This window comes from Mesorhizobium sp., assembly GCF_005063415.1.
Classification (GTDB): domain Bacteria; phylum Pseudomonadota; class Alphaproteobacteria; order Rhizobiales; family Rhizobiaceae; genus Mesorhizobium.
In genome coordinates, this window is the sequence record NZ_SUEG01000139.1 from 1 (window position 1) to 13,042 (window position 13,042).

Genomic DNA, 13,042 nt, shown 5'->3' on the forward strand with positions numbered 1-13,042 from the left:
AAGCTCGGCAGGGGAAGCATTGTCATTGGCGTCGGCGCCGAACTCGCCCATCAACTCCTTCTCGAGATCGATCTCGAAATCGCCCTCGTCCACCGACGGCTCGGCGGCAGCGGTTTTCGGCTGGGCCGGAGTTTGCGGTTTGACCGGCTGGCGCGGGTCGAACCCCATGATCCTGGTCAGTTCCGCGAACGGATCATCGTTGGCGATGTCGTTGTGGTCGGCTGCTCTCAGCTGGGTTCTGTCTGCCATTATTGTTCCCGAACTCGCACTCATTCGGACGCCATGGACGTCGCGTAGGGTTGGCCCTTACCAGCGCAATGTGGGCAAAAGGTGACAGGTTTTTTACTCAAACCTAACGCATTTCGGTGGGCGCATTGGCTCCGATCAGCGTCAGGCCGGACGTCAAAACGTCCGAAACAGCCTGCACCAGCCCTAGTCTGGCATGCGTCAATTGTCGGTCGTTAACCTTAACAAAACGTAAGTCGGGATTATCGGTGCCCCGGTTCCAGTGTCCGTGGAAGCTGGAAGCGAGTTCGTAGAGGTAAAATGCCAGCCGGTGAGGCTCGAGCGCGAGCGCCGCTGCTTCGATCAGCCGCGGATATTCGGCGAGCTTCCTGATCAGGCCGATCTCCCCCTCGTCGGTCAGCAAAGCCACTTCGGCGGCCAGCTGGTTGCGGTCGAACATGGCCTCGCCCAATTGCTCGCTCGCCTGCCGGAACACCGAATGGCAGCGCGCCGAGGCGTACTGCACGTAGAACACCGGATTGTCCTTCGACTGCTCGGTCACCTTGGCGAAGTCGAAATCGAGCGGCGCGTCGTTCTTGCGGTAGAGCATCATGAAGCGGATCGGGTCGCGGCCAACCTCCTCGACCACTTCGCGCAAGGTCACGAACTCGCCGGATCGCTTCGACATGCGCACCGGCTCACCGGCGCGAAACAGCCTCACCAGCTGGCAAAGCAGCACGGTAAGCTTGACCTCGTCGCCGGCAATCGCCCGGGCAAGCGCTTCCAGCCGTTTCACATAGCCGCCATGATCGGCGCCAAGCACATAGATCAGATCGACGAAGCCGCGATCGACCTTGTCCTTGAGGTAAGCGACATCGGCGGCGAAATAGGTGAAGGTACCGTCCGACTTGACCAGCGCCCGGTCCATGTCGTCGCCGACCGCGGTCGAGCGGAACAGCGTCTGCTCGCGGTCCTCCCAGTCGTCCGGCTTCTCGCCCTTGGGGGGCGGCAGCTTGCCCTTGTAGATGTGGCCCTTCAGCGTCAGGTCGCTGATCGCCGAGCGGATCTTCTTCGCATTGTTGGCATGCAATGTGCGCTCCGAGAAAAAGACGTCGTGATGCACGTTGAGCAGCGCCAGATCCTCGCGGATCATCGCCATCATCGCGTCGATCGTCCTGTCCTTGACGATGGCAAGCGCCTCTTCGTCCGGCATCTGCAGCAGGGAGCGGCCGAATTCGCTGGCCAGCGCCTGACCAACGGGGATCAGATAGTCGCCTGGATAAAGCCCGGCCGGAATGTCGCCGATCTCATCGCCAAGCGCTTCGCGGTAGCGCAGCATGACCGAGCGTCCGAGCACGTCGATCTGCGAACCGGCATCGTTGATGACATATTCCTTGGTCACGTCGTAACCGGCGAAGGCCATCAGATTGGCCAGCGCGTCGCCGACCACGGCACCCCGGCAATGGCCGACATGCATCGGACCGGTCGGGTTGGCCGAGACATATTCGACATTGGTTTTCTTGCCGCCGCCGACCGTCGAGCGGCCATAGTTGCGGCCTTCGCCGAGCAGCGCCGTCAGATGCGCCTGCCAGAAACCGTCCTTGAGCCTGAGATTGACGAAGCCCGGGCCTGCGATCTCGGCGGCCGCGATATCCTCGTCGGCGCGCAGCGCCTCGGCCAGCCTTTCGGCCAGCGCGCGCGGGTTCTGGCCGGTCGGCTTGGCCAACACCATGGCAGCGTTGGTCGCGAGGTCGCCATGGCTGGCATCTCGCGGCGGCTCGACGGCGATGCGCGACAGGTCCGGCGACACGCCATCCTTGTCTTTCAAATCAAGCGCTTCGACGGCTTTTATGATTCGCGCGTTGAAATCGGCGAAGATGTTCATTGCTATGGCTCTGACGGTTTGCAGGGATCCGGCTCGTTGGCCGGCAAAATCGCGCCCGCCCTAGCTCAAATCCGGCGTATGGTCAAACAAACGCCTGTGTTCCTTGAGCGCATATGTGTCCGTCATGCCGGCCAGGAAATCGGCAACACTGCGCGCCTTGACGCGGTCCTCTGCCCGGTCGAGCCCTTCGCGCCAGCCATCCGGCATGGCGCGCGGATCGGCGAAATAAACGTCGAACAGGTCCCTGACGATCTGGTCGGCGTCGGCGCGCACCCGCATGACCTCCGCGTGCCGGTAGAGGTGCTTGTAAAGAAAGGCCTTCAGCTCCTTTTCCGATACGGCCGTCTCGGCGGAGAAGCTCACCATCGTCTCGCCGGCCGCCCTTACCGCGTCGGCGCTGCCGGGCTGGATGCGCGCCAGATTGGCCGTCGTCGAGACGATCACGTCCTCGACCATGATGGTGATCTGCCGGCGCATCAGCTCGTGGCCGGTGCGTACGTCATCGAGCGCCGGATAGCGCTCACGCACGCCCTTGAGGATCGACCCCGGCAGCGAGACATCCTCCAGCATATCCAGCGTCAACAGCCCTGCCCTCAAGCCGTCATCGATGTCGTGGGTGTTGTAGGCGATGTCGTCGGCAATCGCCGCGCACTGCGCCTCGATACCGGCGAAGCGGTCGAGTTCGAGGTCATGCAGTTCGGAATAGTCGCGGATCGCCTGCGGCACCGGCCCCTTCAGCCCTTTCCCCTTGGCATCGGTCAGTGGGCCATTGTGCTTGACCAGTCCCTCCAGCGTTTCCCAGGTGAGGTTCAGCCCGTCGAACTCGGCATAGCGCCGCTCCAGCCGCGTCACCACACGCAGCGACTGCGCATTGTGGTCGAAGCCGCCCCAGGCGGCCATCTTCTCGTTCAGCGCGTCCTCGCCGGTATGGCCGAAGGGCGTGTGGCCGAAGTCGTGCACCAGGGCCACCGCCTCGGCCAGGTCCTCGTCGCCGCGCAGCGCCCGCGCCAGAGCGCGTGCAATCTGTGCCACCTCGATCGAATGCGTCAGCCTCGTGCGGTAATGGTCGCCTTCGTGTGCGACGAACACTTGCGTCTTGTGCTTAAGCCGGCGGAACGCCGTCGAATGGATGATGCGGTCGCGGTCGCGCTGGAACGGCGTACGCGTCGGGCTTTCCACCTCGTCGAACAGCCGGCCGCGCGACTTCGCCGGGTCGCTGGCATAGGCCGCGCGCGGCCGATAGCCGAATCCGATGTCGCCCAACTCGTTGGTCATAGCGTATGCCGCAGTTGACTTGCCCCGTCGCGCTTCATACCTATCATACAAAACCGAAAGCAAGGTGACGCCCATGGGCGCTGATGCCAAGACCGCCATGAAAGTCGAGATGACCGACGCCGCCGCCAGGCGGATCGCCAAGATTGTGGCGAGCGAAGCCGGTAAGACGGCCCTGCGCGTTTCGGTCGAGGGCGGCGGCTGTTCCGGCTTCTCCTACAAGTTCGACCTCGTCGACAGGCGCAATGACGACGACGTCGCCATTGAAAAGGACGGCGCCACCGTGCTGATCGACGACCTGTCGCTGGTCTATATGGGCGGCTCGGTGATCGATTTCGTCGACGATCTGATGGGCCAGTCGTTCCAGATCAGAAACCCCAATGCGGTCGCCTCCTGCGGCTGCGGCACCAGCTTCTCGATCTAGAAATGCCCGACATCGGCGCGGTCCGTCAGGTCGCGCTTTCCGCCGGGCGCGACCTCGATGCGACGCTGGCGTTCTGGCGCGAGGTGCTCGGCATGAGCCTGCACGCGCGTTTCGATCCGCCGGGCATCGCCTTCATCCTGGCCGGTGACGTGCGCCTGCTTTTCACCGACGGTCTGCCGGCCGGCACCGTCTATCTCGATATATCCGGCCTCGAAGAGTTCCACGCTTCGGCAAAGGCCGCCGGCGTTCCCTTCACCGCGCCGCCGGCGCTCGTCCATCGCGACACCGAAGGCCTGTTCGGCCAGGCCGGGGAAAGCGAATGGATGGCCTTTCTAAAGGACCCGGCAGGCAATACGATCGGCCTTGTCGAACGTCACCCGCCGGATCGCTAGTCTCCGGACCACCAGCCTATCGAGGCCCCATGAAAATCGTCACCTGGAACATCAACGGCGTTCGCGCCCGCATCGGCAATTTGACCCATTGGCTGACGGAAAGCGCGCCAGACATCGCCTGCCTGCAGGAGATCAAGACCGTCGACGAGCAGTTTCCCCGCGCCGAGATCGAGGCGCTCGGCTACAATGTCGAGACTTACGGCCAAAAAGGCTTCAATGGCGTCGCCATCCTGTCGAAGTTGCGCTTCGACGAGGTCAATCGCGGCTTGCCGGGCGACGATGCCGACGAGCAGGCGCGTTTTATCGAAGGCGTGTTCTCGACCGACAAGGGCGCCTTGCGCGTTGCCTCGATCTATCTGCCGAACGGCAACCCGATCGACGACGAGAAGAAGTTCTCCTACAAGCTTTCCTGGATGGCGCGACTTGAGCGCTGGGCCGAGGAGCGGCTTGCACTGGAAGAGCCGCTGGTGCTGGCCGGCGACTACAATGTCATCCCCGAGCCTATCGACGCGAAATATCCGGAAAACTGGCTAAGCGATGCGCTGTTCCAACCCGCAACGCGGCAGGCGTTCCGGCGGCTGAAGAATCTCGGCTTCACCGAAGCCGTGCGTGCCGTCAGCGACGCCCCGGACGTCTTTACGTTCTGGGACTATCAGGCCGGCGCCTGGCAGAAGAACAACGGCATCCGCATCGACCATTTGCTTCTGTCGCCCGAAGCCGCCAATTGGTTTTCCTCGGCTTCGATCGAAAAGCAGGTACGTGCCTGGGAAAAGCCCTCCGACCATGTGCCGGTGGCGATCGATCTGGCGCTGCGGCCGGCCTGACCGGAGCTGCTGTCCGGCGGCACATTGATAAGTTGACCTCTTATCGCCACAAATCGCGCGCTTGATGAGAAATCATCATGGTGGGTGGGGTTCCCATGACTACTCGATTTGCACTCTGCCCGATCGGCTGCGCGCTTGCGATGGCGGTGGCGACGCCGGCTTTTGCCGATGCAGAGTGCCTGGCTAACGGAAAATCATTCCAGATCGGCCGGGTCGCCTGCCTGACGCTTGCAGGCCGGAGCCATCTCGCCCGCTGCGACATGGTGCTCAACAACACATCCTGGACAAAGCTCCGCGAGGGCTGCCCGGAGAACACGCTGGCCCCACATCTGCAGGGCACGCCGATCTCAACACCGGCGCCCGGCGGCGTGCCGGCGGAACCGACCGCGAATTGATTTAAATCGACAATCCCGCCGACCTATTGGTCGCCGCCACCCTTGGTGAGGATGTCGTCGGCCAGCGAGATCGCGGTGCGGCGGTCGGCTTCGCCGGCGGCCGCAAACGCTTCTTCCTGCATGCCGCGGATCCATGGCTGGTCGGCGGGTGAGGCCCGTTCGAGCGCCGCGGTCATCATCGCCAGCCCCCGCACGATCTTGCCGCTTTGGAAAAGCAGGTTGCCGAGCGTCGCCTGCGCGCCCGCGTGGCCCTTTTCGGCCGCCAGCTGGAACCAGCGTCCGGCCTGCTTGACGCTGGCCTTGACGCCGCCCTCACCCTTGAGGAACATTTGGCCCATCTCGAACTGGGCGTTCGGATTGCGGTAGTTGGCGGCGGCACGCATGTAATATTCCTGGGCCGCCACCTCGTTCTCCTCGATGGGGCTGCCGGGAATGCCTTTCCTCAGATAGTCGCCAAGCGCCACCAGCGCGTCCGAAACATAGCTTTCCTCGGGCGAACCGGGCTCGACATCCTGGTCGACGATCTCGCTGAAGAACTTGAATGCCGCGTAGTCGTCTCGCGCCACGCCATCGCCTTCGGCATACATGCGCGCAAGCTTCCAGGTGGCGCCGATCTGGCCGTTCTCGGCGGCATATTTATAGGCTTCCGCGGCCTGCTCTTTATGGCCGTTCTTGTAGGCGGAAAAGCCGAACTGGAACACCGCCCAAGGGCTCGACTGCGGCTTCACGCCGGTCTTGTCGTCGAACACCTTGTCGTCGAAGGCCATGGCCTGGCCGACGGCGCCCAAGGTCGCGCCAAACGTGGCGAGCGCAACCAGTGCCGAAAGGACAGACGACCTCAACAACTCAGATGTCCGCATAGCAGTGTGTTTCTTTGGCACCGCCGGGATGGGTGACCGCGCCGTCGCGGGCAGATCCGACCGTCTGTGCGTATTTCCAGATCGCGCCCGACTGATAGTCGGTCGTGCGTGCCTTCCATCCTTTTGCCCTCGCCGCCAGTTCGGCTTTGGACAATGCAACCTCGATCGTGCCGTTCACCGCATCGATCGAGATCAAGTCGCCATCCCTAAGCAGCCCGATCGGGCCACCCACTGCCGCTTCCGGCCCGACATGGCCGATGCAGAAACCGCGCGTTGCACCCGAAAAACGCCCGTCGGTGATGAGCGCCACCTTGCCGCCCATGCCCTGGCCGTAGAGAGCCGCCGTCGTCGACAGCATTTCGCGCATGCCCGGGCCGCCGCGCGGACCCTCGTAACGGATGACGAGAACCTCGCCTTCGCTATAGTTGCGATGCGTAACCGCTTCGAAACATTCCTCTTCCGAATCGAAGCAGCGCGCCGGACCCGAGAATTTCAGCTCCGCCATACCAGCGACCTTCACGATCGCGCCTTCCGGGGCAAGGTTACCCTTCAAGCCCACGACCCCGCCGGTCTGGGTAATCGGCCTGTTGGCGGGACGGACCACATCCTGGCTGTCATTCCAGGAAACATGTTCCATATTTTCGGCCAAAGTGCGGCCGGTCACCGTCAGGCATTCGCCATGAAGATAGCCGTGGTCGAGCAGCGTCTTCATCAAGAGCGGAATGCCGCCCGCCTCGAACATGTCCTTGGCGACGTATTTGCCGCCCGGCTTGAGGTCGGCGATATAGGGTGTTTTCTCGAATATCCTGGCCACGTCGAAAAGATCGAACTTTATCCCGGCCTCGTGCGCGATCGCCGGCAGATGCAGCGCCGCGTTGGTCGAGCCGCCGGTGGCCGAGACCACGGTCGCGGCATTTTCCAACGCTTCTATAGTAACGATGTCGCGCGGGCGGATGTTCCTTGCGATCAGCTCCATGATCTTTTCGCCGGAAGCGAAATTGAAGCGGTCGCGCATCTCGTAGGGTGCCGGCGCGCCGCAGGAATAGGGCAGCGCCAGGCCGATCGCCTCAGCGACGGTGGCCATGGTGTTGGCAGTGAACTGGGCGCCGCAGGAGCCGGCCGACGGACAGGCGGCTTGCTCGATCTCGAGCAGCTCGGCGTCGCCGATGGTGCCGACCGAGTGCTGGCCGACCGCCTCGAACACGTCCTGTACGGTGATCTGCCGGCCACGGTAGCTGCCGGGCAGGATCGAGCCGCCATAGATGAAGATCGACGGCACGTTGAGGCGCACCATGGCCATCATCATGCCGGGCAGCGACTTGTCGCAACCGGCCAATCCGACCAGCGCATCGTAGCAATGGCCGCGCATGGTGAGCTCGACCGAATCGGCGATGACCTCGCGCGACACCAGCGACGACTTCATGCCCTGATGGCCCATGGCGATGCCGTCGGTGACGGTGATGGTGCAGAATTCGCGTGGCGTGCCATTGGCGGATGCCACGCCCTTCTTGACCACTTGCGCCTGGCGCATCAGCGAGATGTTGCAGGGTGCTGCTTCGTTCCAGCAGCTGGCGACACCGACCAGCGGCTGCGCGATCTCGGCCGCCGACAGCCCCATCGCATAGAGGTAGGAGCGATGCGGCGCCCGCTCGGGACCAACGGTCACGTGGCGGCTCGGCAGCTTGGCCTTGGAGATCGCTCTGGCGTCCATACTCGTCCTTGCCGCGGGCGGTGCGGCCTGCCTCTTCGCCTAGCCTTTTGGCGCGCGTCCCGAGACAAGTTCGAGGTGCGCCGGGTTTATGGCGGGAAATAGGCAATGTTCCCGGGCGGCCGGGTGGCGCGAGGGTTGTTCAGAAACTGTTGCCAAAACGTCACAATTACAGGAGCGAACATCATGTGGGGCAATTGCTGCGCCGGCCGGATGCCGAACGCGATGCACCCAACAACGGCCGGCAACGCCCGGCCGTTTTGTCGTTTAAAAATCTGTAGTTAGAACTTGATCTTGACGGAAGCCGAACCGGCGAGAAGCAGGTCGTTGCCGTAGGTATAGGTGACGGCATTTGCCACGTCGCCGACACCGCTGAAAGTCGATGACCCGCTCGTCAGCACACCGATCGAGCCGCCGAGCCTGACCTCGACCTGATCGTTCGGCGAATAGGAGACGCCGCTGGCAACGGCCCAGGTATCCGACTGATAGCCCGAGGTCGTCGAGGTGCCGCGATCCCAGGTCAGCGAAACCACGCCCGACAATTGATCGGTGAACTTGTGACCGATACCGCCCGTGACCGTCCAGCCGTCGCGATAAAGCAGGTCGAATGAAACGGGCGAGGGAGCACCGGTTACCGGACTGCGCACGCCATTGATGGCAATGACGCCAAGCTTGCTCCACTCCTGCCAGCGGATGGAACCAAAGGCCAGCCAGCCAGGAGCTATACCGCTCTGCAGCTTGAATTCCAGAGCCTGAGGTATCTCGGCCGACGCCGAGACTGGGTACACGCCGGTAGAGCCAGGAACCAGATCCGCCGGAAAGGCACCCCTGAAGCCGGTCGTGTCGACGGTTCCCGACAGCCCGTCATATTTGTAGCTGGAAGAGTACATCAGGCTGGCGCGCAGGGCGATCTCGGGGATCTCATAGGCTGCGCCCGCACGCCAACCCCATGCCTCGTCGGATAGCTTGAAGACGCCGAGGCCGGTATTGCCGAAGGCGAGCAGTGTCTGGCGGGACAGAAACGCATCGACCTGCTGGTAGGAGACACCGCCAATGAATCGTATGGCGCCCTTGCCGACGTTCACCTTGTAGGAGCAGGTGAGACCGAAATCGTCTGTATCGACGGCGTATTTGACCGCTGTCGGCGAATAGGCGTTGTTCATGCCGAAATTTGCGTCCGCACCATACGGTCTCGTATAGGTGGCAAGACAGTCTACGGGCTCAAAGATGTTGGCCTTGATGCCGACATGCGGCACCGCATAGTCGCCACCAACATCCACCGCCGACGTCGACAATCCCGAGCCATCCAGACGCTGCACATTCTTGAGTTTGCGCTGTGGCGAAACATAGGTCACGCCCGCATCGAACGAATATGGCGCCGCGTCGAACAGCTGGTCGATGTTGACGCCGCCCCGGTCAAATCCCCCGGCTTGCACCGTCCCAGCCAAAGCCAGCGAAAAAGCCCCCGCGCCCAGCAGCACTTTCAGACGCGAATAACACATGAATCTCCTCCCCGAAAATATCCTTGCATCAAGCTAGAACCAATTCAGGTTAACGGCGCAACAACGAATTCGCCGCGCGTACATGTACACCTTGGCTGAACGCATTTCCGACAAGGTGTCGGCCTTCTTCCCGAGACGGGAAAATGGCCGCCTCAATACAAATCGACGAGAAAACTCGGGAAAACCGCCCAAATCACTACAGAACAGTGCATTTTGAGTGCCAGTCAGCCATTGTTACATTACGGCAACAATGGGGCAAAAACATTCAGTTTGCCTCAAGATTTACGCTGCGGAATGACTGTTTTCGTGGCAGGCGGCCTATCTGGAAAGCAGATTCTTCGCTGGCGAATCTATTGCGGCCAGCCGGCCCAATCTGTTCGTCAGCCGGCCTCGCGTACCCGCGTCAATGCCACCGAAAGCTTCTCTTGCGCCTCGCGATATTCAGCGAGCTTTTCGCGCTCGGCCTCCACCACCTCTTCCGGCGCGTTGGCGACGAATTTCTCGTTGGACAGCTTCTTGTAGAGCCGCGCTATTTCCTCGGTCACCTTGGCAAGTTCCTTCTGCAGGCGCGCTGCCTCCGCGGCTAGGTCGATCAGGCTGCCGAGCGGCAGGCAGATGGTCGCTTCGTTGACGACGATCTGGGCGGAGCCCTTGGGTGCCGCATCGACCAGCGAGATGTCGCCGACCCGCGCCAGCCGCTTGATTGCCGATGCCTGGCGCTCCAGCCTTTCGTGTGTCGTGTCATTGGCACCGATCACCATCAGGGGAGCGATCGCCGCCGGCGGCACGTTCATTTCCGAACGCACCGAGCGGATGCCGGAGACGAGATCGACCAGCCAGTTGATATCGGCGGCGGCCTCCTCGTCCTCGAAGTCGGGCGACGGCCAAGCCGCATGACAAAGCAGCGACGGCCGTTGCCTGCCCTCGCCGGCGGTTTCGGCCCACAGTTCCTCGGTCATGAACGGCATCATCGGATGCAGCAGCTTGTAGATCTCGTCCAGCACGAAGGCGACGCATGCCCTGCTCTCGGCCTTGGCGGCCTCGTCGGCGCCCATGAACACCGGCTTCAGCAGTTCCAGGTACCAGTCGCAGACCTGGTTCCAGACGAACCGGTAGGCAGCACCCGCCGCCTCGTTGAAGCGGTATGAGGTGATGCCGTCGGTTATGTCGCGCGCGGCTCGCGTCAGCTCCGTCAGGATCCAGCGGTTGACCGCCAGCTTGGCGTCCTGCAGCCAGAAATCGTCGTCGCGCGCCACTTCGTTCATCTCGGCAAAGCGCGTCGCGTTCCACAGCTTGGTGCCGAAATTGCGATAACCGGCAATGCGGGCCGGATCGAGCTTAACGTCGCGCCCTTGCGCTGCCATCACCGTCAAGGTGAAGCGCAGCGCATCGGCGCCGTATTCGTCGATGAGCTCGAGCGGATCGATGACGTTGCCTTTCGACTTCGACATCTTCTGCCCGTTCTTGTCGCGAACCAGCGCATGGACGTAGACGGTATGAAACGGCTCCTGGTCCATGAAATGCAGGCCCATCATCATCATGCGGGCGACCCAGAAGAAGATGATGTCGAAACCGGTCACAAGCACGTCGGTCGGATAATAGGTCTTCAGCTCCGGCGTCTGGTCCGGCCAGCCAAGCGTCGAGAACGGCCACAGCGCCGACGAGAACCATGTGTCGAGCACGTCCTCGTCGCGGGTCAGGATCTCGCCAGGCTGGAAATTCTCGAGCTTGTCCTCGACCCAGGCCTTCCACGGCCCTTCGAGCGCCAGATAATATTCGACGGCGGCACCGAGCGCTTCTTCCTCGGTCTTTTCGACAAAAACATGCCCGTCCGGGCCGTACCAGGCAGGGATCTGGTGGCCCCACCAGAGCTGGCGCGAAATGCACCAGGGCTGGATGTTCTCCATCCAGTCGAAATAGGTCTTTTCCCAGTTTTTGGGCACGAAATTGGTACGGCTCTCGCGCACCGAGGCGATCGCCGGCTTGGCCAGTTCCGCCGCATTGACATACCACTGGTCGGTCAGAAACGGCTCGATCGGCACGCCGCCACGGTCGCCGTGCGGGACAGTGTGGCGATGCGGCTCGACCTTCTCGAGAAAGCCGCCCGCCTCCATCAGCTCGACGATCTTCCTGCGCGCATCGAAACGGTCGAGGCCGTCCAGGCTGTCCCAGACGGCCTGACGCTCCGGCGTCACTTCCAGTCCGGCGAGAAAGTCCTCATTGTCCTTGAGGCTCACCGCCGCATTGACGGTGAGGATGTTGACCGCCGGCAGCCGGTGGCGCTTGCCGACCTCGAAATCGTTGAAGTCATGCGCCGGCGTGATCTTGACCGCGCCGCTGCCTTTTTCGGGATCGGAATACTCGTCCGCCACCACCGGGATCCTGCGGCCGACGATCGGCAGGATGAGGTTCTTGCCGACAAGATGCCGGAAACGTTCGTCGTCGGGGTGCACAGCAACAGCCGTATCGCCCAGCATCGTCTCCGGGCGGGTCGTCGCAACGGTGATGAAGGTCTTCGGATTTTCCGGATCGAAGGTCACGCCTTCAACCGGATAGCGGAAGTGCCAGAGGTTGCCGTTGACCTCCTGCTGCTCGACCTCGAGATCCGAGATGGCGGTCAGCAGCTTCGGGTCCCAGTTCACAAGGCGCTTGTCCTTGTAGATCAGCCCTTCCTTGTAGAGCGTCACGAACACTTCGAGCACGGCCTTGGACAGGCCCTCGTCCATAGTGAAGCGCTCCCGGCTCCAGTCGGCCGAGGCCCCGAGCCGCTTCAGCTGGTTGAGGATGGCGCCGCCGGACTCGGCCTTCCACTCCCACACCTTATCGATGAACTCATCGCGCGTCAGGTCGCGGCGGTGGATCTGCTTTTCCATCAGCTGGCGCTCGACCACCATCTGCGTGGCGATGCCGGCATGATCCATGCCCGGCTGCCACAAGACGTTCTTGCCGCGCATGCGCTCGAAGCGCACCAGAATGTCCTGCAGCGTGTTGTTGAGCGCATGGCCCATATGCAGCGAGCCGGTGACGTTCGGCGGCGGGATGACGATGGTGAAGGCTTCAGCCCCCTCCTCGGCCCCGGCCCCAGCCCGAAACGCGTCGGCCTCTTCCCAGATCCTGGCAATCTTCGGCTCGACGGCTTTGGCGTCGTAGGTCTTTTCGAGCATGGGAAAACGGTCCGCGCTGTCCGGAATTTGTGGTCCGGTGTAAATCGGAAGGTTGTTGCCAAGTCAACCGCAAGGGCGGCGTGGCCAATAGATAGCGCCGGGATGGTTCGGTGCAACTCGCGGAACTGAATGTTGCAAGGCAATCGCTTCAGGTTTGCGCTGCCCCTCATTGCCCTGCCGGGCATTTCTCCCCGTGTAATGACGGGGAGAAAGACGCCTGTACTGAAGCTTTCGCCAATCACGAACGTTGCGGAAAAGGCGCCGAGGTTGCGGCCAGCCCCTTCTCCCCGTCACTATACGGGGAGAAGGGGCCGCCGGCGGATGAGGGGCAGCGCCAACCTCGACAACTCGCCGGTCGAGCCGCCTGTCGGCGCGTTTCTCGAATTGCTAC

12 protein-coding genes are annotated in these 13,042 nt (G+C 62.5%); 5 read left to right on the plus strand and 7 right to left on the minus strand.

Annotation, left to right across the window (positions count from 1 at the left end; translation table 11 throughout):
• The 3 genes from E5W70_RS25820 to E5W70_RS25830 all read right to left on the minus strand — a co-directional run.
• On the minus strand, positions 1-249 hold a 249-nt coding region (locus E5W70_RS25820; protein ID WP_292663803.1), incomplete at its 3' end, for a hypothetical protein.
• A 103-nt stretch (positions 250-352) separates the two neighbouring features.
• On the minus strand, positions 353-2,110 hold the full coding sequence (gene argS / locus E5W70_RS25825) for an arginine--tRNA ligase (protein WP_292663805.1): 1,758 nt from the start codon (positions 2,108-2,110) through the stop codon (positions 353-355).
• A 60-nt stretch (positions 2,111-2,170) separates the two neighbouring features.
• Complete coding sequence (locus E5W70_RS25830; RefSeq protein WP_292663807.1) at positions 2,171-3,385, minus strand: deoxyguanosinetriphosphate triphosphohydrolase; 1,215 nt, start codon at positions 3,383-3,385, stop codon at positions 2,171-2,173.
• A gap of 73 nt (positions 3,386-3,458) precedes the next feature.
• On the opposite strand from E5W70_RS25830, the gene erpA reads away from it, so the two are divergent.
• The 4 genes from erpA (at position 3,459) to E5W70_RS25850 (ending at position 5,417) form a co-directional block, all read left to right on the plus strand.
• Positions 3,459-3,806: an iron-sulfur cluster insertion protein ErpA gene (gene erpA / locus E5W70_RS25835; protein ID WP_254818314.1), complete on the plus strand. Its 348-nt coding sequence runs from the start codon at positions 3,459-3,461 to the stop codon at positions 3,804-3,806.
• A 2-nt stretch (positions 3,807-3,808) separates the two neighbouring features.
• The gene (locus tag E5W70_RS25840; RefSeq protein WP_292663810.1) at positions 3,809-4,198 is read left to right on the plus strand and encodes a VOC family protein; all 390 of its coding nucleotides are present in this window, start codon (positions 3,809-3,811) and stop codon (positions 4,196-4,198) included.
• A 29-nt stretch (positions 4,199-4,227) separates the two neighbouring features.
• Positions 4,228-5,022 carry an exodeoxyribonuclease III gene (gene xth / locus E5W70_RS25845; protein WP_292663812.1) on the plus strand — a complete coding sequence of 265 codons (795 nt, stop codon included), beginning with the start codon at positions 4,228-4,230 and terminating at the stop codon, positions 5,020-5,022.
• 77 nt (positions 5,023-5,099) lie between these two features.
• Positions 5,100-5,417: a hypothetical protein gene (locus E5W70_RS25850; RefSeq protein ID WP_366509750.1), complete on the plus strand. Its 318-nt coding sequence runs from the start codon at positions 5,100-5,102 to the stop codon at positions 5,415-5,417.
• A 23-nt stretch (positions 5,418-5,440) separates the two neighbouring features.
• Here E5W70_RS25850 and E5W70_RS25855 read toward each other — a convergent pair whose 3' ends face one another.
• The 4 genes from E5W70_RS25855 to E5W70_RS25870 form a co-directional block, all read right to left on the minus strand.
• Positions 5,441-6,277 (minus strand): tetratricopeptide repeat protein, encoded by an 837-nt coding sequence (locus tag E5W70_RS25855; protein ID WP_292663816.1) that lies wholly within the window; start codon positions 6,275-6,277, stop codon positions 5,441-5,443.
• Complete coding sequence (gene ilvD / locus E5W70_RS25860; protein WP_292663818.1) at positions 6,264-7,988, minus strand: dihydroxy-acid dehydratase; 1,725 nt, start codon at positions 7,986-7,988, stop codon at positions 6,264-6,266. Before ilvD ends, E5W70_RS25855 begins: the two co-directional genes overlap by 14 nt.
• Before the next feature lie 278 nt (positions 7,989-8,266).
• Positions 8,267-9,487, minus strand: coding sequence for an outer membrane protein transport protein (locus E5W70_RS25865; RefSeq protein ID WP_292663820.1), 1,221 nt, complete (start codon positions 9,485-9,487; stop codon positions 8,267-8,269).
• Positions 9,488-9,867: 380 nt separating this feature from the next.
• A complete protein-coding gene (locus E5W70_RS25870) occupies positions 9,868-12,651 on the minus strand; it encodes a valine--tRNA ligase (protein ID WP_292663822.1) in 2,784 nt (927 codons plus the stop codon).
• Positions 12,652-12,780: 129 nt separating this feature from the next.
• Here E5W70_RS25870 and E5W70_RS25875 point away from each other — a divergent pair.
• On the plus strand, positions 12,781-13,042 hold a 262-nt coding region (locus E5W70_RS25875; protein WP_292663824.1), incomplete at its 3' end, for a hypothetical protein.

Excerpts from the sequence above, each read along its gene's own strand:
- E5W70_RS25855 (WP_292663816.1), bottom strand. The coding sequence starts at position 6,277 with ATGCGGACATCTGAGTTGTTGAGGTCGTCTGTCCTTTCGGCACTGGTT.
- argS (WP_292663805.1), bottom strand. The coding sequence starts at position 2,110 with ATGAACATCTTCGCCGATTTCAACGCGCGAATCATAAAAGCCGTCGAA.
- ilvD (WP_292663818.1), bottom strand. The coding sequence starts at position 7,988 with ATGGACGCCAGAGCGATCTCCAAGGCCAAGCTGCCGAGCCGCCACGTG.
- erpA (WP_254818314.1), top strand. The coding sequence starts at position 3,459 with ATGGGCGCTGATGCCAAGACCGCCATGAAAGTCGAGATGACCGACGCC.
- E5W70_RS25840 (WP_292663810.1), top strand. The coding sequence starts at position 3,809 with ATGCCCGACATCGGCGCGGTCCGTCAGGTCGCGCTTTCCGCCGGGCGC.
- xth (WP_292663812.1), top strand. The coding sequence starts at position 4,228 with ATGAAAATCGTCACCTGGAACATCAACGGCGTTCGCGCCCGCATCGGC.
- E5W70_RS25865 (WP_292663820.1), bottom strand. The coding sequence starts at position 9,487 with ATGTGTTATTCGCGTCTGAAAGTGCTGCTGGGCGCGGGGGCTTTTTCG.
- E5W70_RS25830 (WP_292663807.1), bottom strand. The coding sequence starts at position 3,385 with ATGACCAACGAGTTGGGCGACATCGGATTCGGCTATCGGCCGCGCGCG.
- E5W70_RS25870 (WP_292663822.1), bottom strand. The coding sequence starts at position 12,651 with ATGCTCGAAAAGACCTACGACGCCAAAGCCGTCGAGCCGAAGATTGCC.
- E5W70_RS25850 (WP_366509750.1), top strand. The coding sequence starts at position 5,100 with ATGGTGGGTGGGGTTCCCATGACTACTCGATTTGCACTCTGCCCGATC.